This is a genomic window from Nocardia sp. NPDC004582, from assembly GCF_053602115.1.
Map to the genome: position 1 here is coordinate 42,943 of NZ_JBSGCY010000005.1, position 25,472 is coordinate 68,414.

Here is a 25,472-nt window from a genome sequence, read left to right on the forward strand (position 1 = left end):
GCTAGCCTCCCAGGGCCAATTCGATGCCGTTGATACCGAAGTAGGCGACGAAGACGACGCTGACCACGGCCACCAGCCAATGGATTTCGCGGTACTTGCCGCGAGCGAGCTTGATCACGGTGTAGGCGATCAGACCCGCGCCGACACCGTTGGTGATCGAGTAGGTGAACGGCATGAGCACGATCGTGATGAAGGCCGGCACCGCGACCTCGAGATCGTTCCAGTCGATCTTGCGGGCCTGGGTCATCATCAGCGCGCCGACCAGCACCAGGGCGGGAGCCGCGGCCTGGATCGGCACCACGGCCGCGATCGGGGTGAAGAAGATGGCGGCACAGAACAATCCGCCGGTGATCACACTGGCCAGACCGGTACGGGCGCCCTCACCGACACCCGTCGCGGACTCGACGTACACGGTGGAGCCCGCGCCGCCGGACAGGCCGCCGACGATTTGGGCGACACCGTCGGTGGTCAGGATCTTGCCCATGCCGGGCACCTGACCCTTCTCGTCGGTCAGCCCCGCCTCGTCGCAGACGCCGAAAACGGTTCCCATGGCGTCGAAGAAGCCGGTCAGCACCAGCGTGAACAGCACCACGGTGGCGGTCACCGCGCCCGCGGTGGCGAAGCCGCCGAACAGGTCGATATTGCCGATCAGACCGAAATCGGGAGAGGCGAACAGCGATTTGGGCTTCTCGGGGACGACGGTCCCCCACGCCTTCGGATCGATCTTCGCCATGGCGTTGACGACGATCGCGAGCACCGTGGAGATGGCGATGCTGATCAGGATCGCGCCCGGCACCTTGCGGATGAACAGCGCCAGCATCAGCAGCAGCCCGATCGCGAAAATCACGGTGGGCCAACCGGCCAGATGCCCGTCCACGCCGAGCGTCACCGGCGGACCGCCGGGCGCGCCGTGCCCGACGACGCCGGAGGAGACCAGGCCGATCATGGCGATGAACATGCCGATGCCGACGCCGATGGCGTTCTTCATGGCCAGCGGAATGGCGTTGATGATCATCGTCCGCAGGCCGGTCGCGGCCAGGATGACGATGACGATGCCCATCAGCACCACCAGACCCATGGCCTGCGGCCAGGTCATGTGCGGCGCGGCCTGATAGGCGACGACGGGAACCAGTCCGAGACCGGCGGCCAATGCGAGGGGCACATTGCCGACCAGGCCCATGAGGACGGTGGTCAGACCGGCCGAGAAGGCGGTCGTGGTGGTGAGCTGCGCGATGCTCAGCTTGTCCCCGTGCGAGTCGGCGACGCCGCCGAGAATTAGCGGGACCAGCAATATGACATACGCCATAGCGACGAATGTGGTGATGCCGCCACGGATTTCACGGGTTATGGTGGTCTTGCGCTCCGATAGCCTGAAGAACTTCTCGAGCGCAGACCCCCCGGTTTCCGGGGTGGTGATCGGTGATTGAGTCTGGGTCATGGCTGCCCTCCTATGGGCGTAGCCGACCAACGGCCCGGGGGTGCTGGGTAATCCCCGGGCCGCGGATTCGGTGTTGTGGGGTCCCTACCGCGCTCCCCTGTGCCGAGGAGCGCGGTCTGCCCCTGTTAGTCAACTGTTCCGGATGATGTCTTCCGGACGCACGGGCACGCGGTTGATGTTTCCGGTGCCGCCCCGCTTGCGGCAGGCGTCGCGAATCGCTGCGGCGATCGCGGGCGTGGAGGAGAGAGTCGGCGGTTCGCCCGCGCCGCGCAAGCCGTAGGGGGCGTGCGGGTCCGGGTTCTCCAGAATCTCCAGCTTCTGCGGGGGTGTATCGAGAATGGTGGGGATCAGATAGTCCGTGAAGGACGGGTTCCGCACCTTGCCGTTGGTGACCTGAATTTCCTCCATAACCGCCAGACCCAGGCCCTGAATGGAGCCGCCGTGGATCTGGCCTTCCAGCGAGAGCCGGTTCATGATCTTGCCGACGTCCTGGACGGCGTCCAGGGCAACGACTTTCACGAGCCCGAGTTCGGTGTCCACATCGACCACGGCCCGGTGCACGCAGACCGCGAGCTGGGTGTGGCTCGAGCCCTGACCGGTGATCTTGTCCATACCGGTGGTGGGCTGGTGGTGGTATTCGCGGGTCAGGTCGATCACGTCGTCGCCGAGGACGTCCTCGATCGACGCGACCACCTCACCGTTGTTCTTGACGACCTTGCCGCCGTCGAGGTGCATGAAGCCGTGCACGTCGAACTTCTTGCGCGCCAGCACGAACAGCTCGTCGGCGACCGCGCGGCAGGCGGTCATCACCGCGCCGCCGGTCATGTACGACTGGCGGGAGGCCGACGAGGAGCCGGAGCTGCCGACATTGTTGTCCGACGGGTGGCTGACCACGCGGTCGATGGTGAGTTCGGTGCGCGCGATCTGCGCCTCGAGGGTGATCAGACCCTGACCGACCTCCGCGCCGGCGGTGTGCACCAGCGCGACCGGCTCGCCGCCGATCACCTCGAGCCGCACCCGGGCGGTGGAGTAGTCGTCGAAACCCTCGGAGAAGCAGATGTTCTTGATTCCGACGCCGTAGCCGACGCCGCGGTACACGCCCTCGCCGTGGGTGGTCTGGGACGCGCCGCCGGGCAGGTTGCGGATGTCGGTGGCGTCCACCGAGTCCGGCAGTTCCATGTCGCGCAGGCTGTCGAGCATTTCCACCAGCGGCGTCGGCGCGTGCACGATCTGACCGGTGGCCAGCGTGGAACCCTGCGACACCACATTGACCTGACGGACCGTCACCGGGTCCATGTCGAGGGCCTCGGCGAGCTTGTCCATCATCGACTCGTGCGCGAAACACGCCTGCACGACGCCGAATCCGCGCATCGCGCCGCACACCGGATTGTTGGTGTACACACCGTAGGCGTCGATCTCCAGGTGCGGGACCTCGTAGGGGCCCAGCGCCAGGGACGCGGCGTTGCCGATCACGTTCTGGGTGGCCGAGGTGTACGCGCCGCCGTCGAGGACGATGAGCACCTTGGCGTAGGTGATCTTTCCGGTCGCGGTGGCGCCGTACTCGTAGCGCATGCGCGCCGGATGCCGGTGCACGTGGCCGAAGAACGACTCCTGGCGGTTGTACATCATCTTGACCGGCTTGCCGGTGCGCATGGCCAGCATGCCCGCGTGGATCTGCATGGACAGGTCCTCGCGGCCGCCGAACGCGCCGCCGACACCGGACATGGTCATCCGGATCTGGTCCTCGTTCAACCCCAGGCAGGGGCCGATCTGGGTGAGGTCCCAATGCAGCCACTGGGTCGCGACGTAGAAGTCGAGGGTGCCGTCCTCGTTGGGGATGACCATGCCGGACTCCGGGCCCAGGAAGGCCTGGTCCTGCATGCCGACCTCGAACTCCTCGCTCACCACGACGGTGGCCAGGGCCTTGCCGATCTCGATGTCGCCGGCGCGCACCGGCTGGTAGCGGGCGATGCCGCCGCGCTCCTGCACCGCCAGCCCGACCGGGTCCTCGATCACGGCCATCGGGTCGGTGATCGGTTCCAGCACTTCGTATTCCACCTCGATGGCGGCCACGGCGCGGCGCGCGATCTCGGGGTGGTCGGCGGCGACCAGGGCGATGGCCTCACCGTGGTGGCGCACCTCGCCGAAGGCCAGCACCGGCTGGTCCCAGGTGTGGTCGAGGCCGTAGACCTTGCGGCCCGGCACGTCCTCGTGGGTGAGCACGGCGTGCACACCGGGCATGGCCAGCGCCTTGGAGGTGTCGATGCCGATCAGCTTGGCGCGGGCGTGCGGGCTGCGCAGGGTCGCGCCCCACAGCATGCCGTCGATCCACAGGTCCGAGGAGTAGGCGAACTCGCCCTTCACCTTGAGGGTGCCGTCGGGGCGCAGCGGGCTCTCACCGATGCCGCCGGCGCCCGGGATCGCGACATCCTCGGGGAACCGAGTGGTGCGTGCGATGGTCATCGGTTCTCCTGCTTCATGATTCGCTTGCGCGCCGCCACGCCGTTCTGCCCGACCTGATCGTGCGGCATGGTCTTGAGCTCGTCGTTCTCCACGACGGTGTTCCCGCCCACCAGCAGGCGCGCCAGCGGCGGCTGCGGGCCGAACACCAGCGAGCACACCGGGTCCTCGATGGCGGCGCGGAAGCCGTCCACCTTCCAGACCGCGATATCGGCGAGCTTGCCGACCTCGAGCGAGCCGATCTCGTGCTGGCGGCCCAGGTTCCGCGCACCGCCGAGGGTGCCGACCTCGAGGGCCTGGCGGGCGGTCATGGCGCGGGGGCCGTGCACGGCGCGCTGGAACAGCATGGCCTGCCGCATCTCCCCCGCCATCGAGGTGAGCTCGGAGGAGGCCGCGCCGTCCACGCCCAGGCCGACCGGGGCGCCCGCGGCGAGCAGGTCCATCACTCGCGCGATGCCCGCGCCGAGCCGCGCGTTGGAGGTCGGGCAGTGCGCCGAACCGGTGCCGGTCTTGGCGAAGGCCGCGATGTCCTTGTCGTGCAGGTGCACCGCGTGCGCGAACCACACGTCGTCGCCGAGCCAGCCCAGCTTCTCCATGTATTCGACCGGGGTGCAACCCATCTGCTCGATGCAGTGCTCTTCCTCGTCGAGGGTCTCGGCGAGGTGGGTGTGCAGGCGGACGCCGTGCTGACGGGCCAGCGCGGCGGATTCCACCATCAGGCCCTCCGACACCGAGAACGGCGAGCAAGGGGCGACGGCCACGCGCAGCATCGAGTCGAACGACGCGTCGTGGTACTTGTTGATGATCTCCTCGGTGTTGAGGAGGATCTCCTCGCGGTTCTCGACCACCTCGTCCGGCGGCAGACCGCCGTGGGACTGACCGCGGTCCATGGAACCGCGGCACGGGTGGAAGCGGATGCCCAGCTCGCGGGCGGCGCGCACCTCGGCGTCGAACAGATCGCCACGGCCCTGGGGGAACACGTAGTGGTGATCGGTGGAGGTGGTGGTGCCGGTCAGCGCGAGCCAGCCCAGGCCGGCCGAGGCCGCGCCGTAGACGATCTCGGCGTCCATGGTGGCCCACAGGCGGTACAGCCCGGTCAGCCACTCGAACAGGGTGGCGTCCTGGAACAGGCCCTGGGTGGCCCACTGGTAGAGGTGGTGGTGGGTATTCACCAGGCCCGGGGTCACCAGGCAGCCGGTGCCGGAGAGGCGTTCAGCACCCACCACCATCGGCGCGGGTCCCGCGCCGAGAGCTTCGATCCGGCCGTCGTCGCCGACGATCAGATAGCCGTTGGGGATCTCGGCACCGACGACCGGTGCGATATAGGCGTTCTCGATGACGAGCTTGGTCATTTCGCCGCCGCCTTCCGCTCGGCCGCCATGCGCACGGCATCCAGAATCTTCTCGTAACCCGTACAGCGGCACAGGTTTCCGGCGAGCGCCTCACGGATCTCGACATCGGAGGGGTTGGGGACGCGCTCGATCAGGTCGTGCGCCTGCACGATCAGGCCCGGCGTGCAGAAACCGCACTGCACCGCGCCCGCCTCGACGAACGCCTGCTGCATCGGGTCGAGCTTGTCGCCCTCGGCCAAGCCTTCGACGGTGCGGACCGAACGGCCCTGCACCTGACCGGCGGCCACCAGGCACGAGCACACCGGGGTGCCATCCAGATAGACGGTGCACGAACCACATTCGCCCTGCTCGCAGGCGTTCTTCGCGCCGGGCAGGCCGACCCGCTCACGCAGCAGGTACAGCAGGCTCTCGCCTTCCCAGACGTCGTCGGCGGTTTCCTGGGATCCGTTGACGGTGAAGTCGATACGCATCAGGCCGCCCTCCTCTCCGCGGTGTAGTCGTTCCACGCCCAGCCGAGGGTCCGGCGGGCCATCACCGACAGCGCGTGCCGGCGGTAGTCGGCGGTGCCGCGCACATCGTCGATGGGCTTGGCCGCCGCGCCGACCAGACGGCCGAACTCGTGGGCCAGCTCCTCGCTCAGCGCGCCGCCGTTGTCCCAGTCCAGATTGGCGGCCAGGAAGTCCTGGGCCTCGACCGGGCGGATCGGGGTCGGACCGGCCGAGCCGATGCCCGCGCCCGCCGTGCGCGAATCCGCGTGCAGGGCAACGGAGAACGAGCACACCGCGATCACCATCGCGTTGCGGGTACCGACCTTGGAGAAGTACTGCGGGCCGCTGGCGGGCTTCAGCCACACCGCGCGGATCAGCTCGTCCGGCTCGAGGGAGTTCTTCTTGACCCACACGTAGAAGTCGTCGATGTCGATCATGCGGGTGCCGCGGGCGGCCGACTCGACCTCGACCACCGCGTTGGCGGCCAGTAGCGCCGGGTGGGCGTCACCGGCGGGTGACGCGCCGCCCAGATTGCCGCCCACGGTGCCGCGGTTGCGGATCTGCGGGGAGCCCACGGTGCGCGAGGCCTGGGCCAGACCGGGCAGGCGATCCTGATACCGGTTGATGATCTTCACGAACGGGACACCGGAGCCGAGGCGGATGCGGCCGTCGGCCTGCTCGTCCACCGCGAACAGCTCCCGGCACGGGTTCAAGTCCAGCAGGGCGTCCGGGCGGTGCACGTCGAAGTTCATCTCGACCATCACATCGGTGCCACCTTGGATCGGAACCGCCTCGGGGCGTTCCGCTTTCAGCTGGAGCGCCTCGGCCCAGCTGCCCGGTTGTAGGAAATCCATTGCGTTCCTCTAGATATCGGTTCTGCGCAGGTACGACAGCCTCGGCTGCCCCGGTACGTAGAGAAGGAGTAGTAGGGACTCAGTTACGGGGGTCGTTCATCGCTCCTCCAGGAGCTTGCGCACCCGGCGGCCGGTGATGTCGGCCAGCTCGCGGCGCACCACGCGGTGTTCCTCGGCCACCGAGTTGCCCAACCGGTGCCGCAGCTCCGCGAGCATCTCCGCGGCGCTGCGGCCGGCGGCCCGGATCAGGAAGACGTGACCGAAGTGCTCCTCGTAGTCGAGGTTCCCGGCGGCCAGTTCGGCCAGCACCCGGGCGTCGGCCTCGGACGCCCCCGACTGCTCGTCGGCCGACCACCGCGCCTCACGCTCGGACTGGTGCCGGGCCGCCTCGCGCTCACCGATGCGGGGGTGCGCGTCGAGGGCTTCCTCGACATCGGCCCAACTCAGTTCCGCGACCCCGGCCACGGCCGCGGCGATCAGACTCGACTCGTCCGCGTACGGCCGGTTCGCCACCATCTTGCGCGCCCAGGTCCGCGACGCGTTGCAGGTCAGCAGGTGCGTCTCGGCTTCTTCCAGGGGCAGCGAACCGAGCCATTCCAGGCGACTCGACATCCGACCTCCATCCGTGTTTGGCGTGTGTCAACCACTAAACCCGGGGGGCGGTCCCGCTGGATAGGACGAGACCTCCGAACCTGTGGCCTGCTTCACAGGGGCGCGTTCGTAGTTACATCCAAGTTCGGTAACCGTCACGTCACTCACTGTTAGCCTCGAGAATCATGCGGTTACGTTCCCTGCTGACCATGCACGATCTGGGCCTGCGGCTCGTCTCCGGAGAGGACGAGCTGGACCGCTTCGTACGCTGGGTCGTAACCACCGACATGCTCGATCCCAGCCGGTACCTCTCCGGCGGAGAATTCGTGCTCACCGGGCTGCAATGGCGGCACGGGCCCGAGGACAGCGACACCTTCGTCGGCGCGCTCGCCCGCGCCCGGGTGGCCGCGCTCGCCGCCGGCGACGCCCTCTACGGCGAAGCGCCCGAGGATCTGGTCGCGGCCTGTAAGAAACACCGAATCCCGCTGTTCCGGGTCGAGGAGCGGATCGCGTTCGCGACCGTCACCGAAACCATCAACCGGAAACTGTCCTCGGGACGGGCCGCCGACCTGAGCGCCATCCTGGACCGGCATCGGCAGCTGGTGTCCGGCGGCGGACTCGACTCGGTGCTCGACCTGGTCCACCGCACGCTCGGCACCCGCTGCTGGGTGGTGTCATCCATCGGGCGGGTGGTCGCCGGGCCCACCCGCGACCTGCCCGACCAGGTGCGGTCGGCCGCCCTGAGCGCGCGGCGGCTGCCACATGTGCTGTCCCACAACCAGATCCGGTACACGCTGTTCGCCGTCGACGCCGACGCGACCTCACGCATCGCGGACTGGTTCCTGGTCTTCGAGAGCGACTTCAAGGACTGGCCCGAGGAACGCCGCGCGCTGATCGGCGAACTCGCGGCGGTGGTGTCGCTCGAGCGCGCCCGCCACGACGACCGGCACAGCGCCGAGGGCCGCCTCGCGCAGGAACTGATCGAACTGATCATGTCCGAAGCGAAATCCGCCGACATCATCTCCCGGCTCGAACTGACCGGGCTGGGACTGTCCGACCGCTATCTGGCCGTCGCCGCGACCGCCGACTCCGGCGCGGTGCGACCCGGCGAACTGCGCGCGGTGCTGCGCGAAATCCTGTACGGCAGAAGCCCTGCCATCGGAGTCGTCGACGGCGAGGTCATCCTGCTGGTCGCGCTCGGCGGCGAACAGGCCCTCGACGACCACATCCACCGCGCCATCGAAGCCCTCGAACCCGGACTGCAACTGAGCCGCCTGTCCGTCGGCATCAGCGGCGCGGTCGACGGCGAAGGGCTGCGCGGCGCCGTCGAGGAGGCCCGCTACGCCCGCCGCATGGCCGCCGAACGCCAGCAACCCACCAGCGTCGTCCGCCACGACGAACTCGCCACCCACATGCTGCTGCTGGCCAGCGTGCCCGACGAGGTCCGCCGCATGTTCCGGGTGCGCCTCCTCGACCCTCTGCGCGTCTACGACCAGGACAATCGCGCCGACCTGGTCCACACCCTCGAGACCTTCCTCGAGGTCTCCGGCTCCTGGACCAAGTGCGCGGACCTCCTGCACGTCCACGTGAACACGCTGCGCTACCGCATCCAGCGCATCGAGGAACTCACCGGCCGCGACCTGTCCCGCCTCGAGGACCGCGTCGACTTCTTCCTGGCCCTGGCCCTGCGCTGAACCCGCACCGGGCCAGGTTCTCGGTCACGGGACCGATCGCCCGGGCTCGATCAGCCGGGGCGGCAGCGTGCCGTGCGGGAGGGCCGGGCCGACCGCGACGAGACTGCCCGGGGCGCGACCCTTTCCCCAGCCGAGCTGCTCGCGATAGCGGCCGATGTGGGATTCCGGGATCGCGTCGCGGTCCGCGAGCGGGGCGGCCTCGGGCGAGACGTAGAGAGCGTCGGCCGGGCAGTACGCCTCGCACATGAAGCAGGTCTGGCAGTCGGATTGCCGTGCGATGAGCGGGATTCCGCTCGCGGTGCGGTCGAAGACGTCGGTCGGGCAGACGTCGACGCACTTGTCGCAGGCGATGCAGTCCTCGGCGCGCACCAACTCGATCATGACGCCACCGCCGCCGGTGCGGTCGCCGACGTCGCGGTCCACACCTCGCCGAGACCACCGGACAGGATGTGGTGGTGCTGGCCCGGGTCCAGCTCCGGATGATCGGCGCGTTTGCTCATGCCGCGAGTCTCCGTGCGCGCCAAGGTGGATCGATACATCAGGCGGCCGACCGCGGTGATCGCGGCGGCCTGCCGGGCGCGGACCCGGTCCACGCCGGACCCCCCACCGAGGCCGGGCGCGGCCCGCGCCCAGAGGGCATCGAGTTCGGCCAGTGCGGGCCGGATGCGGTCACCGTGGCGCAGATAGTTCTTCTCGAACGGGATGAGCTCGTGCTGCGCGGCCGTGACAACCTCGTCCGCGGACACCGATCCGGTTGCCTCGGGCCGTAATCCGACCCGCCCGACGCCCTGGATCGCAGCAGTATCGGCCCGACCGGAGCGTAGAGCGAATCGCGCCGCTCCCGCGCCCGCCCAGCTGCCCGACGACATGGCCCAAGCCGAGTTGTGGCTGCCGCCGCCGGTGAATCCGCCGCAGATCCGTTCCCGGGTCGCGGCGTCGCCCGCCGCGTACAGGCCGGGAACCGTTGTCGCGCAGTCATCGTCGACGACATCGATGCCGCCGGTACCACGCACCGTGCCCTCGGCGAGCAGGTCCACTTCGAAGCGATCGGTGAACGGGTCGATCCCGCGCCGGTCGAACTGGAGGAAGAAATTGGGCTGGCCCAGCCGCATCCGGGCCTGCACATCGGCGTCGGCCCGGTCCAGCTGCGCGAACACGGGCTCCGACAACAGGGTCCGGGCGATCACCGACCGCCCCTGCGCGGAACCCGCGCCTTCCAGCACGCTGCCGTCGGCGTGGAAGAAGGTCGCGTAGCTGTAGTAGGCGGTCTTGGTGATGGTCGAGCCCTTGGGCACGATGCCGTAGGCGTTGGAGAACTCCATGCCCGAGAAGCGCGCCCCGGCCTCGGCCGCCATGAGCGCGCCGTCGCCGGTGTCGACATTGGTGCCCAGGGCCCGGGACAGGAAGGCACAGCCGCCGGTGGCCAGCACCACCGCGCCCGCCACCACGCGATAGTCACGGTCGGCGTGCCGCTGATATCCGGCGGCCCCGCGGACCACGCCGTCGGTGTCGACCAGCAGTTCCAGCGCCGGGGCGTGATCCAGGATGCGCACGCCGAGCCGTTTCGCCCAGGCGCGCATGCGCCGCATGTACTCCGGCCCCTGCACGCCGGTGAGCAGAGGCTCTCCGGTCTCGGGATCGGCCGGGAACGGGTAGCGGCCCTCGACCGCGAGCCGGTTCATGTTCACATAGGTCTGATCGAGGACCCGGTCCATCCAATAGTGGTCGGCCAGATGCCCGCCCAGCGCCTCACGACTGGCCTTGGCCCGGGCGCGCGCGGTCGCCTCCGGCGCCACATACCAGACGCCGGTGCCCGAAGGCGCTGTGGCGCCGCTGGTTCCGCAGTAGCCCTTGTCGACCAGCACGACCTCCGCCCCCGCTTCGCGGGCGTGCACCGCCGCCCAGCACGCGGCGGGTCCGCCGCCGATCACCAGCACGTCGGTCCTGGTCTGCCATGGTTCGCTCATCGGCACAGTCCTCCCGGGAGAGTTGGTGCCGGAACGGTAAGGCGGCCGGTCGCACTCGCCGAAGGGTTGCGATCAGGGCGATCCTTTGGCGGCGGAATTTTCCACATGGTGGCAAACGGCTTGCGTCCGGCGCCCCGGTCGTCTGGTCCTGTCCGCAAGGCGCGCGCGGCCATGCGGGTGGCGGAAATTTCATGACACGTGACCCGCAAGGTCTTGTGTGTAACTTGGATTAGCACTTACCTTGGAGTGTGTCGCACCGCACAGGCTGGGCCACGGCCCCGAGAGCCGTGCGGGGCGGCACACAGACGAGGAGGCAACGATGGCTCTGACGACGAGGTCGGATGCAGGTACCGAGGCACACGCGTACGCGGACGTGCTGCACACCCTTTCGGAGGGATCGGTGTACCGCCGGTTCGATCCGTATCTCGATATCCCCTGGGACTCCCCCGAATTCGCGATCGACCCGCAGGATCGGCGCTGGGTGCTGCAACCCGACATCGACCCGCTGGGCGCGACCCAGTGGTACCGGGACCAGCCGCTGGAACGCCAGATCGAGATCGGCAAGTGGCGGATCACCAATGCCATCAAGGTCGGCGCGGCCTTCGAGAGCATTCTGATCCGCGGAATGATGCAATACATCATGAAGCTGCCCAACGGGTCGCCGGAGTTTCGCTACTGCCTCCACGAAATGACCGAGGAGTGCAACCACATCCAGATGTTCCAGGAGCTGGTCAACCGGATCGGCGTCGACGTTCCGGGCATGCGGCCGATCTTCCGGAAATTGTCGCCGTTCATCGGTGTCGCCGGCGGGTACGCCTGGCCGATTCTGTTCATCGGCATTCTCGGCGGCGAGGAACCGATCGACCACTATCAGAAAGCGGTCATCCGCAACGGCGCGAATCTGCCGCCCGCGGTGGTGCGCTGCATGGAGATCCATATCGCCGAGGAAGCCCGGCACATCTCCTTCGCCAATGAGTTCCTGAAACGGCATATCCCGCGCCGCAGCCCGCTGTACCAGAATTTCTGCGGTATCGCGTTCCCGATCGCCATGCGCTGGCTCGCCGGCGAGATCATGGCGCCGCCGCCGGAATTCGCCCGCACCTTCGGCATTCCGCGCGAGGTCATCAAGGAAGCCTTCTGGCAGTCCCCGACCGCGTCGAAGATCCTCTCCGGCTATTTCGGCGACATGCGTTCCCTCGCCGGCGAACTGGGCCTGATGAACCCGGTCACCAAGCGGTTGTGGAAGACCCTCGGCATCGACGGCGACCACTCCCGCTACCGCAGCGAACCCGACCGCCGAGTCGCCTGACCCCACGCGCCGGGGCGCGGCACGGTCCTACCAGCTCGTCGGGACCGACTGATCGAGGGCGATGAGGTTGCCGTCGGCCGCGCGCAGCACGGCCGGCCGGCTACCGGGCATATCCACGATGCCGGTGGCCGGATCGCCGTGGGTGATGTGCGCGGCGCCGATCTCGGCGAGGGATCCGTCGGCGATCTCCCCGAGCGGCGTCGCCCCGGCGGCGACCATCGCGGCACTACGCGCGATCAGTCGCCGGGTTCCAGGCAGAGCACCGGGACCCGCTGAACCAGATTCACCACGAAGCCGCCACGATTCCAGGGCTGCTCCAGCGGCTGGGTATTGCCGTCGGCATCGGTCGCCCGGACGCTGAGGATGTAGTCGCCCGGGGTCGCGGTCCAGTCGAAATGCCAACGCCGCCACGCCCATCGGCGGCCCTGATCGGGGTCCAGCCGCGCCGGCTGCCAGCACTGCCCGCCATCGACGCTCACCTCGACGCGAGTGACCGGCGCACGCCCGGACCAAGCTCGCCCTTCCAGCGGCACCGGGCCCGGTCGCACCACCCGCGATCGCGACATGTAATCCGGGAAGCCGGGCGGAACCAGCAGCGCGCGCGGCACGATCCGGGTCACCGGCTCGCCCGCCTCACCGGCGTCCTGCCGGATCCGATACGCCACCGCCTGCTGGTAGCCGGTGAACGGAGTGTCGGTCACCGTGATCTCCCGCAGCCACTTCACATGCGCCATGCCGTACCAGCCGGGCACGATCAAGCGGATCGGATAGCCGTGCTGCGGCGGCAGCGGCGCCCCGTTCATCTCGTAGGCGACGAGCACCCCGGAATCGTCACCCATGGCCACCTCGACCGGCAGCGCCCGCTGATAGTCCTGTTCGACCCCGTACTCCACCCCGTGATCCGCGCCGGTGCAGACCACCTCGACCGCGTCGTCCTCCACACCGGCCTCCGCCAGCAGCAGCCGCAACGGGACACCTGTCCATTCGGCGGTGCCGACCGCCCCGAGCAGCCAGGGCTGACTCACCGGACGCGGGGTCAGCAAGGCCCGGCCATTGCCCGCGCATTCGAGCGTCACCCTTGCGGTGACCTGCGGGAACGCCTTCAGAGCGGTCACATCCAGCCGCAGCCGACGCCGTACCCGACCCGCGATCCTCAGTTGCCAGGGCTCGTTCGGCGCGACGAAGGGAATGTCGAAGTGCGTCAGCACGTAATGCAGTCCCGGCGGCGTGAGGTCGTAGCGCAGCGCCTCGAGCGGCAGCCCGTGATTGCGGGCCGCCAGCGCGAGCTCGTCCACGCCGATCCCCTCGTCGGGGGCGGCCAGCCGAGCGCGGGTGCTCGAATCGGCGAGTCGATGAGCCATCGACTCATTATCGCGCCGAATCGCCACCGGCAGCAGAGGACATCGACCGTTCTCGAACCTCTATTCCTGGCTCAACCATTGGTCGACCAGCTGTGCGGTCGTATGCGCCTCGGTGCTGCACAGTTCGACATGTTGCGCGTCCACGGTCCGGACAGTCTGTGCTGTTGACCAGGTTTCCACGGGCCACTCGTGGAGGTTGTGCGCCGGTGACGGTTTCGTGCACTTGATGACAAGCGCCTTACATTCGACCGGCGGGCACTCCACTTGCCGCAGCAGGTCGATCCAGCACGCGAGAGCAGTCAAACGATCGCTGGTGAAGCCGGCGAGATCGGGGATCGACGCGTCGGTATCGACCACGGCGTCGCGCGCGGTGTCCATTTGGCGGTCATTCGCCTCGGGAGCGATGAAGGAATCGAAGATGATCAACCCCTGGAGCCGCGTATTGCCTTGTTCCAGCAGGCGAGCTGCGGTGGCGTGGGCGAGGTTCCCGCCCCCCGACATGCCACCCACGACGAATTCGTCGTCGCCCACGGTGTCGAGGACGGTCTTGGCGATACTGTCGATGGCGGCGTCGAGCGACGCAGGCAAAGGCTCATCCGGCTCGTATCCCGACAGTGGGATAACCGAGAAACGGCGATCAGCGCCCAGGTGAGCGGCGAGCAGAATGTACTGAATGTATCCGCCGAGAAACGCCGGGGTGCAGATCATGACAATGTGCGGCAGAACATCTCCGCCAGTATTGCCGGGCGTGCCGCCGGTGAGTCCGATACCCTTCGGCATTCCCGCCGTGTGGTGGTCGAACATAGGACGAAGTTGCGCGGCCGCAAGAAGCATCTCCATGCCGTCGCTGAACCTGTCGTCCGCGATCGCTTGCCTGAACATGCGTACAAGAGCCGGCTCGGTGGATCGAGCGGTCGCTGCGGGAGGGGTGTAGCCGGCCCCGTCGTGCCGAGGTACGAGCAGCAGGTCTCCGCGCATGGCGAGTTGCGGTTCGGCGCTGGCGATCGCGGTGACGGTCATGTTCCGTATTGCCATGAGTCCGAACAGATCTCCGAGGCCCTTATCGGCGGAGTCGGTGTCGACGAGCACGATCCGCCCCGGATGCCGGGATTGCGCCGCCGCCACCAACTCCCATATCGCCGATCCCACCGGGTGCACGACCTCGTCGGTCGATACCGCGGTCGCGCCGCGCGTGAGCACCAGGAACGGGCTCGAATCGAAGCGTCGTTGTCCGGACCAGGACTCCAGAGCTGCTGACACCTTCTGTGCCATGGCCTGCACATCCGTTGGTAGTGAACCGGATTCGTCCCTACGACAGTCCAGGACCATGACCTGGGCGGTGTCACTGTCGGGCCCGTTCAGCGCCTCTTCCCAATCGCAGGGCGCCACCTCGGGCAACGATGTGGGAGTGGGAATCATGGACCACTCGACCCGATGCTGCTGATTCATAATTTCTGTCATTGCTCAACGTTTCCGTGTAGTAGGGGCACACGGCCAGGCACGTGCGGGATGTCCTGCCGAATCAGCGATGTTGTCATGAGATGCCGAATTCATCCGCCAGCATGTCCAACAACGATTCATCACTCATGGTCATAACGTCCTCCGACGGTTCCCGATCTTCATTCGCCCGGCTGGCGATTCGGGTCACGTTCAATAATTTCGAGTAGAACTCATTGCTGAGCGTCTTGCTGTCGACCATCTCCATGACCTCTTTTTCCAGGCGCGCCAAAGCGTCGGAAATACCGGCGTCGGTGAGCTGGGCAAGGATGTGCGCGGTCACCGCATCCGGTGTCGGATAGTCGAAGATCAGGGTTGCGGGCAACCGCAACCCGGTCACGGCATTCAACCGGTTGCGGGTCTCGACCGCGGTCAACGAGTCGAATCCCAGGTCCCGGAAGTTGCGGTCGGCATCGATGGCCGCACCGCTGTCGTGTCCCAGCACGGCCGCGATCTGGCCACGAACCGCGTCCAGGACCACCGCTGGTCGTTCGGTCGGCGTCAGCCCCACGAGCCGCTGCCGCAAACCCACCGCGCCCGGTGTGCTGCTGCGGTTGGTGGCGAGCATCCCCTCCAGCAACGGAGCCAGCGTGCCCGCGCGAGCACCGGCGGCCAGCGCAGCCGTGTCCACCCTGGCGGCGACCACACCCGCACGGTGTTGGGCCAACGCGGCGTCGAACATCGCCAATCCTTGCTCGTCCGACATCGCCAGCACCCCGACCCGACCCATCCGCGCGTTATCGGCATCGCCGAGCTGTCCGGTCATCCCGGTGCCGGTCGCCCACAATCCCCATGCGATCGACACCGCGGCCTGTCCACCGATACGGCGGTGTTCGGCAAGCCCGTCCAGGAACGCGTTCGCCGCCGCATAGTTGCCCTGCCCAGCGGTGCCCAACACACCCGCGACCGAGGAGAACAACACGAACAACGCCGGATCCAGCTCGCGGGTCAACTCGTGCAGATGCCATGCCGCGGCGGCCTTGGCCGCCAGCACCGCATCCACCCGATCCGGAGTCAACGACACCACCAGACCGTCGTCGAGCACACCCGCGGTATGCACCACACCGGTCAACGGCGCCTCCTCGGGAACCGCGGCCAACAACTCCACCACCGCCCCCCGATCCGACACGTCACACGCCACCACCCGCACCCGCGCACCCAACCCGGTCAGCTCCGCGACCAACTCCGCCGCCCCGGGCGCCGCCGGACCACGACGACTGGCCAACACCAACGACCGCACCCCGTACGCGGTCACCAGATGCCGCGCCAGCATCGACCCCAACCCGCCGGTACCACCGGTGATCAACACCGTGCCCGCCGACACCGCCGACACCACACCCGAATCCACCCCGGCCTCCCCCATCGGGAGCCGGACCAGTCGAGCGGTGTGCAACACCCCGGAACGGATCATGACCTGGGGTTCACCACACGCCAACACGCCGGTCAGATCCTCGACGGGTCGGCCCGCGGGAAGGTCGGTGTCGACGAGCACGATCCTGCCCGGATCTTCCGATTGCGCCGAACGCACCAACCCCCACAGCGCCGCCCCGGCCAAATCCTCGACCCGCGCCCCGTCCGTCGCGATCGCACCACCGGTCAGCACCACCAATGTGCTTGTGGCGAAACGTGATTCGCTCAGCCAGTCCTGCACCACGGCCAGCGTGTCGGCGACCGCCCGACGCACTCGCCCCGGCAGCTCGACATCGCCCGCGGTGCGGTCGCGCAGGTCGAACACCACGACCGGTGGTACCGATGCGCTCTCGTCCTTGGTCCAGGACCGGAAGTCCGCGACCCCGGCGAACACCCGCGACACCGGCATCGAGGTCGGGGTAGTGGTCGGGATTGGGTTCCATCGCACCGCGCACAGCCGCTCGCGTGCGGTGGCTGTGCCCAACTGTCCGGCCGACAGCGGCCGTGACGTCAACGATCCGACCGTCAGCACGGGGTGTCCGGCGCTGTCGGTGATCTGGATCGCGACCGCACCCGTACCGGTCGGTGAGATCCGGGCCCGCACCGTGGATGCGCCGACCGCGTGCAGGGTCACCCCGGACCACGCGAACGGCAACATCACCCCGGTATCGGCACCGGAATCGGTGTCCACCGTAGCCAGCACCGCGGCGTGCAACACCGCATCCAACAGCGCCGGATGCAACCCGAACTCCGGCGCATCACTCACCGAATCCGGCAACGAGGCCTCGACGAACAACTCCTGACCATGACGCCACAGCGACCGCAACCCCTGGAAAGTCGGACCGTAGTCGTATCCCAGATCGGCCAGCACCGAATACGCGCCGTCCACCAGCACCGGCGCCGCACCACGCGGCGGCCACACCGCGGGCATCTCCGGCACCGGATCGGCGATCACCGAGTTCGAGGACGATGCGCCCTGCCGATCGAGTACCGCCTCGGCATGCGTGACCCACCCCGCCTCCGGGTCCTGCGCGGCACGGGAATACACCACCACCCGGCGCGCACCTTGTCCCTGCTCATCGGGTCCGTCGACCACGACCTGCAACTGCATCGGGGTCGCGGCGGTCAACACCAGCGGAGTCGTCACCGTCAGCTCCCGCAGCACCGGGCACCCGGCCTCCGCGCCCGCCCGCATCGCCAATTCCACGAAACCGGTACCGGGGAACAACACCGTGCCGCCGACCGCGTGATCGACCAGCCACGGTTGCCTCGCCGACGACAACTGCCCGGTCAACACCACCCCGCCCGAATCCGCCGACGCCAGCGTCGCCCCCAGCAACGGATGCCCGGCCCCCGACAGGCCCAGCGACACCGCATCGGTGACCCCCGACGAGGTCAGCCAATACCGGCGGCGCGTGAACGCATAACTCGGCAACTCCACCTGCCTGCCACGAGGTGGCGTCGCCGCATCCCACACCGCATCCACGCCCGCCGCCGCCAAGCGAGCCATCGAGCGCGTGAACGCGAGAACACTGTCCTGGTCGCGCTGCAACGAACCGACGATCACCGGGTCCTGGCCACCCTCGAATGCCGAAGCGGCACAGATCTGTTCGAGGTCGACGCCCAGCAGCGGATGCGGGCTCGCCTCGACGAATACGCGGTAGCCGTCACGGCGCAATGCCTGGACCGCCTGCTCGAAACACACCGTGTCCCGCAGATTCCGGTACCAGTAGTCCGCGTCCAGCCCGGTCGGATCCAGGACCGTGCCGGTGACGGTCGAGTAGAACGCCGCGTGCGGCGATGCCTGCTCGAGCGATGATCCGGTCCGCGTAAACGATCCGGTTTCGAGTACCTGCATCAGGTCAGCGCGGAGCTGGTCGACCTGGGGCGAATGCGAGGCGTAATCCACTGCCACCCGCCGGGCCCGAATATCGCGGCGCTCACACTCGCTCAGCAAAGACTCCACCTGCTCGAGCGCACCGGACACCACCGTCGATCCCGGGCCGTTGACCACGGCCACCGCCAGCCCGTCGAACCCTTCGATCAGCTCCTGCACCCGGTCCAGGGCCGCGAACACCGACACCATCGCACCCCGGCCGGCCAACACCGTCAACGCCGCCGACCGGCCGATCACGATCCGGGCGGCATCCTCGAGCGACAAACCGCCCGCGACATGGGCCGCGGCGATCTCGCCCTGCGAATGACCCACCACCGCATCGGGTACGAGGCCGACCGAACGCCACAACTCCGCCAGCGACACCATCACCGCGAACAACACCGGCTGCACGATCTCGACCTGCTCGAGCCACCCCGCATCATCGGTAGCGAGCACATCGAGCAGCGACCAGTCCACCAACGGCGCGAACGCCCGATCGCACTCGGCCATCTTCTGCGCGAACACCGGGAACCGGGCCGACAGTCCGCGACCCATCCCCAGCCACTGCGCACCCTGGCCCGGAAACACCAACACCGTCTTGCCGGGTCCACGGGCGGTCCCCGACACCACACCATCGGCGGGCAGCCCCAGGGCCACCGCGTCCAAGCCCTCCAACAACGCGGCCCGGTCCCCGCCCACGACCACCGCGCGCTGCTCGAACCGCGACCGACCCGCCAATGTCGTCGCCACATCCACCGGATCCAGCTCCGGACGCTCGCGCAGATAGTGCGACAACCGACCCGCCTGCCCCGCCAGCGCCTCCGGCGTCCGACCCGACACCATCCACGTCACCGGGCCATCCCCGCCACCACCTGCCTCGGGGACAGGGTCGGTCACCGATTCCGGTGCCTGTTCGAGGATGACGTGCGCATTGGTGCCGCTGATGCCGAACGCCGACACCGCGGCACGACGCGGCCGATCGACCATCGGCCAATCACGTTGCCCGGTCAGCAGTTCCACCCGCCCGGTGTTCCAATCCACATGCGTGGACGGCGTATCCACATGCAGTGTCTCGGGCAGGATTCCGCGCCGCAGCGCCTGCACCATCTTGATCACACCGGCCACACCGGCGGCCGCCTGCGTGTGCCCGATATTGGATTTGACCGAACCCAGCCACACCGGCTGGTCTTCCGGCCGGTCCTGCCCATAGGTGGCCAGCAACGCCTGCGCTTCGATCGGGTCACCCAACGTGGTACCGGTGCCGTGCGCCTCCACCACATCGACCTCAGCCGCCGACAACCCGGCACTGGCCAGCGCCCGCCGAATCACCCGCTGCTGCGAAGGACCGTTCGGAGCGGTCAAACCATTCGACGCACCATCCTGATTCACCGCCGAACCACGCACCACCGCCAGCACCGCATGCCCATTGCGCCGGGCATCGGACAACCGTTCCAGCACAAGCACACCCGAGCCTTCACCGAAACCGGTCCCGTCGGCCGCTTCGGCGAACGGCTTGCACCGGCCATCCGGCGCCAGCCCCCGCTGCCGCGAAAACTCCACAAACGTGCCCGCGGTCGCCATCACGGTGACACCACCGGCCAACGCCAGCGAACACTCCCCCGAACGCAATGCCGCCGCCGCCTGATGCAACGCCACCAGACCCGACGAACACGCCGTATCCACCGATACCGCAGGCCCTTCCAACCCCAGCACGTACGACACCCGGCCCGACACGATAGCGCCGGCGTTTTCGCTCTGCGGGTAGTCGTGATACATCGCGCCGACGTACACGCCGGTGTCGCTGCCTCGCAGCGTCGCGGGCCGAATCCCGGCGTGTTCGAGTGCCTCCCAGACGGTTTCCAGCAGGATCCGCTGCTGCGGATCCATCGCGATCGCCTCACGCGGGCTGATCCCGAAGAACTCCGCGTCGAATTCGGCCGCGTCGTACAGGAATCCGCCCTGGTTCGAGTACGACTTACCGGTCGCACCGGGCACGGGATCGAAAATCCCGCCCCACCCACGATCGGTCGGGAACGTCGAGATCACGTCACGACCGTCGACCACCAACCGCCACAACTCCTCCGGAGAGGACACCCCGCCAGGGAACCGGCACCCCATCCCCACGATTGCCACCGGATCCGACGACGACACCGGCGACACCGATTCCGCGATCGGCGCCGCGGTGGACGGGCCCGACAACTGCCCATCGATGAACTGAATGAGCGCCTTCGGCGTCGGATGGTCGAAGACCAGGGTCGCGGGCAGTCGCAAGCCGGTCCGGGCCGACAGTCTGTTGCGCAACTCCAGGGCCGTGAGGGAGTCGAATCCCAGGTTCCGGAAGACGGTGTCCACATCGATGGCGTCGATCGAATCGTGCTTCAGGACCGCCATGATGTCGCGTCGAACCAGGTCTTGAATGATCCGGCTCCGCTCGACTGCCGACGCCGCGCGGAGGCTGTCGGCCAGTCCGTGCTCAGCTCGGGGAGCAGTGCCCGCCGCGCGGGCCGGCATCGTGACCAAGCGCCGAAACAGCGGTGCCAGCGTCCCCGCGCGAGCTTGGTCACGGAGCGAGGGCAGGTGCCAGCGCACCGGAAGGACATGAGCCCGATCCACGCCGAGCGCGAGGTCGAACAGCGCCAGTCCCGCATCGGTGTCGAGCGGCGACACACCGCTGTCCGCCATGCGAGCGACATCCGTGTCATCGAGCGCACCGGTCAGACCACTGCGCTCTGCCCAGAATCCCCATCCCAAGGAGATCGCGGGCAGCCCCTGCGCTCGACGGTGGTGCGCAAGACCATCGAGGAAGGCATTCGCGGCCGCGTAGTTGCCCTGGCCGGCTCCGCCGAGGACCGCGGAGACCGAGGAGAACAGCACAAAGGCCGACAGCCCGCGATCCATGGTCAACTCGTGCAGGTTCCATGCCGCGTCCGCCTTGGCGGCCAGTACGTTTCGGAACCGCTCCGGAGTAAGGGATTCGATCACTCCGTCGTCCAGGACTGCGGCGGCGTGAACGACTGCCGACAGTGGCTTGTCCGGCGGAACCGCAGCCAGCAGATCACTCAATGCCTGCCTGTCAGCGATGTCGCAGGCCGCCACCGTCACCGCGACACCGTGGGCGGACAGCTCCGAGACGAACTCCGCGGCGCCGTCGGCGGTCATTCCCCGGCGACTCACCAACAACAGGTTTCGCACACCGTGCGCACCGGCCAGGTGCCGCGCGACCGCGCGGCCCAAGGTTCCGGTGGCGCCGGTGATCAGTACGGTGCCGTCGGCTGGGAATGGCGCGGTCTCGGTGCCGACCGTGCGGGTCAGGCGAAGCGCATGCAGAACACCATCGCGTACGGCCACTTGCGGCTCACCGGTGGCGAGGATCGCGGGCACGATATCGGTCACGGCCCCCGGTTCATCGGAGCTGTCACTATCGACCAGGACGATCCGGTCCGGGTGCTCGGTTTGCGCGGAGCGGACCAGCCCCCACACCGCGGCGGCCGCAAGGTCTCCCGTTGCCTCCGAATCCAGGGTTACCGCACCGCGCGTCACGACAACGAGGCGTGATTCGTTCCCGTGCTCGTTGGCCAACCAATGCCGCAGATCACGCAGCACGCCCGACACGACATCCTGGACGCGCTCCGGCATGCCGCCCTCGCCCACCGGGCAGTGGATGAGCGTCACGTTGTCCGAGGGCCGCGCCGTCCCGGCAGCCTGCACCTGTTCCCAGCAGAGCTCGAACAGGGCATCGGGACGCTGAACGCCGAGGGGCCTCAGCGTGAGGGAACCGACCGACATCACGCCTCGACCGGTTCCGTCGGCGACCGCGAGTGCCACCGACTCGGTCCCCAGCGGAGTGATCCGCACCCGGATAGCGGTTGGCGATGCGGCGGTCGACCGCACGTCGCTCCACGAGAACGGCACCATCCCACCGTTGCGCTGTCCCAGCGCATGGAGAGCCGCATCGAGCAGCGCGGGATGCAGCCCGAACCATCGGGCTTGATCCACCAACGGCCCGGGTAGGACGACTTCCGCGAACAGTTCCGCACCGCGACTCCATACCGCCCGCAGACCGCGGAAGGCGGGGCCGTACTCCATGCCGTGAGCGGCGAGATCGTCGTACCAGTGCGAGAGGTCGAGTTCCCGCGCCCCTTGCGGCGGCCACTCGGTCAGGTCGGCGACCACGCCACCGCCTGAATCCGGGACGAGTGTCCCACTGGCATGCAAGAGCCAACCAGCATCTGCGTCAAGGGAGTACAGCTGTAGCGACTGACGGCCGTTCTCGTCGGGCTGCCCCCGATGAACCTGAACCTCGACAGCGCCCTCGGCGGGCAGCGTCAACGCAAGGTGCAGGGTGAGTTCCTCGAGCAGCCACTCCTCACCGCAGACCATGTCGAGCAAGGCCGTTCCGGGGACCACATACTCACCCCGAACCCGGTGATCAGCCAGCCAGCCATGCGTTCCTACCGACAGCCGTCCGCGCTGGATACTCCCGTCACTCGACGCGAGGGCGACGGGAGCACTCAACAACGGCCGCGGTACGTCCAGCCAGTACCGACGGCGCTGGAAGGGATAGGTGGGCACATCGACGAGGCGTGCGCCGGTGTCATCGAAGAGCGGCCGCCAGTCGAGGGCTACACCCCCGGTGTACAGCGCCGCCATGGCGTGCAGGAACTGTACGAAGTCGCTCTCGTCGCGCCGCAAGGTCCCTTGTGCGACAGCATCGGTCACGGTTTCCTGAATCGCGGGGATGAGCACCGGATGCGGGCTCACCTCGAGAAAGGTCCGCCGACCGCCGTCGGCCAGCGCGCGGATCGTCTCGGCCAGCCGGACCGGCTGCCGAAGGTTTCGGTACCAGTACTCGGCATCCAATGCGGACCCGTCGAGACGACCGCCGGTGACCGTGGAGAAGAAGTCGATGTCGCCGGCACCCGGCGAGAGGTCGCGACCGGCCGCGAGCACCTGCGCACGGATCGCCTCGACGTGGGCGGAATGAGAGGCATAGTCCACGGGGATGATTCGAGCCCGCACGCCCAGCCGTTCGCACTCGGCCACGTAGGACCGCACGGCTTCCACATCACCCGAGACCACGACCGACGTGGGACCGTTCATCGCCGCCACGCTGACCCGATCCGAGGCGATATCCGCGGCAGCCAGACCGATCGAAGCCATGGCACCACGGCCGGACAGGCCATCCGCAATAGCCTTGCTACGCAACACGATCAGACGGAGCGAGTCTTCGAGCGACAACAGCCCCGCCACGCAGGCGGCGGCGATCTCCCCCTGGGAGTGCCCGACGACAGCGGACGGTGTGAGACCCATCGACCGCCAGAGTGCCGCCAAGGACACCATCACCGCGCACAGCACCGGCTGTACGACGTCGACACGCGCCAGCAACTGTTCGTCCGCCAAGGCCTCCTCGAGAGACCAATCCACCAGCCCGGCGAATATTCGCTCGCACTCGGCCATTCGAGCGCCGAACACCGGCATGGACTCCCACAGTCCGAGCGCCATGCCCACCCATTGGGAGCCTTGCCCAGGGAATACCCAGACAACTGAATCAGTGTGGGCGGCGGTCGATACCGGAAGGAATCCGTCGGCAAGCGCGCGCAGCCCGGCAATGATCTCGGCACGGCCCGAACCTTGTACTACGGCACGACATTCCAGTGCCGGTCGGAGCGCGCAGGAGTAAGCGATGTCGAGGGTTGAAGCGGTCGAATCCCGCTCGATCCACTCGAGCAGCCGCACGGCCTGCGCGCGCACGGCGGCAGCCGACCGACCGGACACCACGACCGGAACGTGCGTGCGGGCACGACCGTCGGCACCGGTCTCCACCGCTACCGGAGCCTCTTCCACAATGACGTGCGCATTGGTCCCGCTGATGCCGAACGACGAGATCCCGGCACGGCGAACCCGACCCCGCTCCGGCCAGGCAATCATCTCGTCGGCCAACCGCAGCGGACTCGCGGACCAATCGAGATGTGCTGTCGGCCGGTCGATGTGCAGGGTGGGCGGGATCGTGCGATGTCGCATCGCCATGACGGTCTTGATCACGCCCGCGACACCGGAAGCCGCCTGAGTATGGCCGATATTGGACTTCACCGATCCCAGCCACAGCGGCTGATCGGCAGAGCGACCCGCACCATATGCCTCATCGAGGGCATGCAATTCGATCGGATCGCCCAGCGGAGTGCCCGTCCCGTGTGCTTCGACCAGGTCGATATCGGTGGGTCGCAGGCCCGCGGCGGAAAGCGCCGCACGGATGACTTGCACCTGGGATGGCCCATTCGGCGCGGTGAGGCCGCTGCTCGCGCCATCCTGATTGATCGCGGATCCGCGCACCACCGCGAGGACCGGGTGTCCGAGTCGCTGTGCATCCGAAAGCCGTTCCAGGACGAGCACACCGACGCCTTCGGCCCAGCCGGTGCCATCCGCCTCGGCCGAGAACGCCTTGCATCGGCCGTCAGGGGACAGCCCTCCCTGGCGAGAGAACTCCAGGAACACATGGGGTGTCGACATCACGGTGACACCACCGGCCAGCGCCATGCCGCACTCCCCCGACCGCAGCGCTTGCGCAGCCAAGTGCAGGCTGACCAGCGAGGACGAGCAGGCGGTATCGACCGTGACCGCGGGGCCCTTCAGTCCCATGAGATAGGAGACTCGACCGGACGCCACGCTGGGCAGGCTGCCGGTGAGGAGTTGTCCTTCGAAGTCGCTGGAGTCATCGAGAAGTCGTGAACCGTAGTCGTTGTACATGACGCCGAGGTAGACACCCGTGGGGCTGCCCGCGAGCGACAGCGGATCGACACCCGCACGCTCCAGTGCCTCCCATGACACCTCGAGCAGCAAGCGCTGCTGCGGATCCGTCGCCAACGCCTCCCGTGGGGACATGCCGAAAAGGCCGGCATCGAATTCCGCGGCATCGTGGAGGAAACCGCCGGTGGTGGTGGCACTGCGCAGCAGCGCCTCGGGATCCCAGCCGCGGTCTGTGGGAAAGTGCCCCACCGCATCGGCTCGGTCGGCCACGAGCCGCCACAGATCTTCCGGCGAGGACACACCGCCCGGATAGCGGCAGCCCATGCCGATGATGGCAATGGGCTCGGCGGCTACAGATTCCAGTTCGTCTATCCGACGCCGTGCACGTCGCAGCTCGGAGGTGGCGCGCTTCAAATAGTCGAGGAGCTGTT

13 protein-coding genes and 1 pseudogene are annotated in these 25,472 nt (G+C 68.0%); 2 read left to right on the forward strand and 12 right to left on the reverse strand.

Going from position 1 to position 25,472, the window contains the following annotated elements; genetic code table 11:
* Nucleotide 1: 1 nt before the first annotated feature.
* The 6 genes from ACWELJ_RS02855 to uraD form a co-directional block, all read right to left on the reverse strand.
* Nucleotides 2-1,438 carry an NCS2 family permease gene (locus tag ACWELJ_RS02855; protein ID WP_452364472.1) on the reverse strand — a complete coding sequence of 479 codons (1,437 nt, stop codon included), beginning with the start codon at nt 1,436-1,438 and terminating at the stop codon, nt 2-4.
* A 129-nt stretch (nt 1,439-1,567) separates the two neighbouring features.
* Complete coding sequence (locus ACWELJ_RS02860; protein ID WP_452364473.1) at nt 1,568-3,901, reverse strand: xanthine dehydrogenase family protein molybdopterin-binding subunit; 2,334 nt, start codon at nt 3,899-3,901, stop codon at nt 1,568-1,570.
* Nucleotides 3,898-5,250, reverse strand: coding sequence for an 8-oxoguanine deaminase (locus ACWELJ_RS02865; RefSeq protein ID WP_452364474.1), 1,353 nt, complete (start codon nt 5,248-5,250; stop codon nt 3,898-3,900). The genes ACWELJ_RS02860 and ACWELJ_RS02865 overlap by 4 nt, the downstream gene beginning before the upstream one ends.
* Nucleotides 5,247-5,720: a (2Fe-2S)-binding protein gene (locus ACWELJ_RS02870; protein ID WP_357287519.1), complete on the reverse strand. Its 474-nt coding sequence runs from the start codon at nt 5,718-5,720 to the stop codon at nt 5,247-5,249. The genes ACWELJ_RS02865 and ACWELJ_RS02870 overlap by 4 nt, the downstream gene beginning before the upstream one ends.
* The gene (locus ACWELJ_RS02875) at nt 5,720-6,592 is read right to left on the reverse strand and encodes an FAD binding domain-containing protein (protein WP_452364475.1); all 873 of its coding nucleotides are present in this window, start codon (nt 6,590-6,592) and stop codon (nt 5,720-5,722) included. The genes ACWELJ_RS02870 and ACWELJ_RS02875 overlap by 1 nt, the downstream gene beginning before the upstream one ends.
* Before the next feature lie 96 nt (nt 6,593-6,688).
* A complete protein-coding gene (gene uraD / locus ACWELJ_RS02880) occupies nt 6,689-7,204 on the reverse strand; it encodes a 2-oxo-4-hydroxy-4-carboxy-5-ureidoimidazoline decarboxylase (protein WP_452364476.1) in 516 nt (171 codons plus the stop codon).
* A 164-nt stretch (nt 7,205-7,368) separates the two neighbouring features.
* Here uraD and ACWELJ_RS02885 point away from each other — a divergent pair, with 164 nt between their 5' ends.
* The gene (locus ACWELJ_RS02885) at nt 7,369-8,877 is read left to right on the forward strand and encodes a PucR family transcriptional regulator (RefSeq protein ID WP_452364477.1); all 1,509 of its coding nucleotides are present in this window, start codon (nt 7,369-7,371) and stop codon (nt 8,875-8,877) included.
* A gap of 24 nt (nt 8,878-8,901) precedes the next feature.
* Here ACWELJ_RS02885 and ACWELJ_RS02890 read toward each other — a convergent pair whose 3' ends face one another.
* Together ACWELJ_RS02890 and ACWELJ_RS02895 are read right to left on the reverse strand one after the other, a co-directional pair.
* Complete coding sequence (locus ACWELJ_RS02890; protein WP_452364478.1) at nt 8,902-9,258, reverse strand: 4Fe-4S dicluster domain-containing protein; 357 nt, start codon at nt 9,256-9,258, stop codon at nt 8,902-8,904.
* Nucleotides 9,255-10,844, reverse strand: a complete 1,590-nt coding sequence (locus ACWELJ_RS02895) for an FAD-binding protein (protein WP_452364479.1) — start codon at nt 10,842-10,844, stop codon at nt 9,255-9,257. The genes ACWELJ_RS02890 and ACWELJ_RS02895 overlap by 4 nt, the downstream gene beginning before the upstream one ends.
* Nucleotides 10,845-11,163: 319 nt before the next feature.
* On the opposite strand from ACWELJ_RS02895, the gene ACWELJ_RS02900 reads away from it, so the two are divergent.
* The gene (locus ACWELJ_RS02900; RefSeq protein ID WP_452364480.1) at nt 11,164-12,153 is read left to right on the forward strand and encodes an AurF N-oxygenase family protein; all 990 of its coding nucleotides are present in this window, start codon (nt 11,164-11,166) and stop codon (nt 12,151-12,153) included.
* Between the two features lie 27 nt (nt 12,154-12,180).
* On the opposite strand, the gene ACWELJ_RS02905 is transcribed toward ACWELJ_RS02900, so the two are convergent.
* From ACWELJ_RS02905 to ACWELJ_RS02920, 4 genes and pseudogenes are all read right to left on the reverse strand, one after another.
* Nucleotides 12,181-12,372 (reverse strand): hypothetical protein, encoded by a 192-nt coding sequence (locus ACWELJ_RS02905; protein WP_452364481.1) that lies wholly within the window; start codon nt 12,370-12,372, stop codon nt 12,181-12,183.
* A 17-nt stretch (nt 12,373-12,389) separates the two neighbouring features.
* A complete protein-coding gene (locus tag ACWELJ_RS02910; protein WP_452364482.1) occupies nt 12,390-13,514 on the reverse strand; it encodes a sulfite oxidase in 1,125 nt (374 codons plus the stop codon).
* 60 nt (nt 13,515-13,574) lie between these two features.
* Nucleotides 13,575-14,975 (reverse strand): thioesterase domain-containing protein, encoded by a 1,401-nt coding sequence (locus tag ACWELJ_RS02915; RefSeq protein WP_452364483.1) that lies wholly within the window; start codon nt 14,973-14,975, stop codon nt 13,575-13,577.
* A gap of 73 nt (nt 14,976-15,048) precedes the next feature.
* Nucleotides 15,049-25,455, reverse strand: a pseudogene (locus tag ACWELJ_RS02920) (SDR family NAD(P)-dependent oxidoreductase); the annotation flags it as partial.
* Between the last annotated feature and the right edge of the window lie 17 nt (nt 25,456-25,472).

Coding starts and splice junctions, on each gene's coding strand:
- ACWELJ_RS02855 (WP_452364472.1), bottom strand. CDS start 1,438: ATGACCCAGACTCAATCACCGATCACCACCCCGGAAACCGGGGGGTCT.
- ACWELJ_RS02860 (WP_452364473.1), bottom strand. CDS start 3,901: ATGACCATCGCACGCACCACTCGGTTCCCCGAGGATGTCGCGATCCCG.
- ACWELJ_RS02865 (WP_452364474.1), bottom strand. CDS start 5,250: ATGACCAAGCTCGTCATCGAGAACGCCTATATCGCACCGGTCGTCGGT.
- ACWELJ_RS02870 (WP_357287519.1), bottom strand. CDS start 5,720: ATGCGTATCGACTTCACCGTCAACGGATCCCAGGAAACCGCCGACGAC.
- ACWELJ_RS02875 (WP_452364475.1), bottom strand. CDS start 6,592: ATGGATTTCCTACAACCGGGCAGCTGGGCCGAGGCGCTCCAGCTGAAA.
- uraD (WP_452364476.1), bottom strand. CDS start 7,204: ATGTCGAGTCGCCTGGAATGGCTCGGTTCGCTGCCCCTGGAAGAAGCC.
- ACWELJ_RS02885 (WP_452364477.1), top strand. CDS start 7,369: ATGCGGTTACGTTCCCTGCTGACCATGCACGATCTGGGCCTGCGGCTC.
- ACWELJ_RS02890 (WP_452364478.1), bottom strand. CDS start 9,258: ATGATCGAGTTGGTGCGCGCCGAGGACTGCATCGCCTGCGACAAGTGC.
- ACWELJ_RS02895 (WP_452364479.1), bottom strand. CDS start 10,844: ATGAGCGAACCATGGCAGACCAGGACCGACGTGCTGGTGATCGGCGGC.
- ACWELJ_RS02900 (WP_452364480.1), top strand. CDS start 11,164: ATGGCTCTGACGACGAGGTCGGATGCAGGTACCGAGGCACACGCGTAC.
- ACWELJ_RS02905 (WP_452364481.1), bottom strand. CDS start 12,372: ATGGTCGCCGCCGGGGCGACGCCGCTCGGGGAGATCGCCGACGGATCC.
- ACWELJ_RS02910 (WP_452364482.1), bottom strand. CDS start 13,514: ATGGCTCATCGACTCGCCGATTCGAGCACCCGCGCTCGGCTGGCCGCC.
- ACWELJ_RS02915 (WP_452364483.1), bottom strand. CDS start 14,975: ATGACAGAAATTATGAATCAGCAGCATCGGGTCGAGTGGTCCATGATT.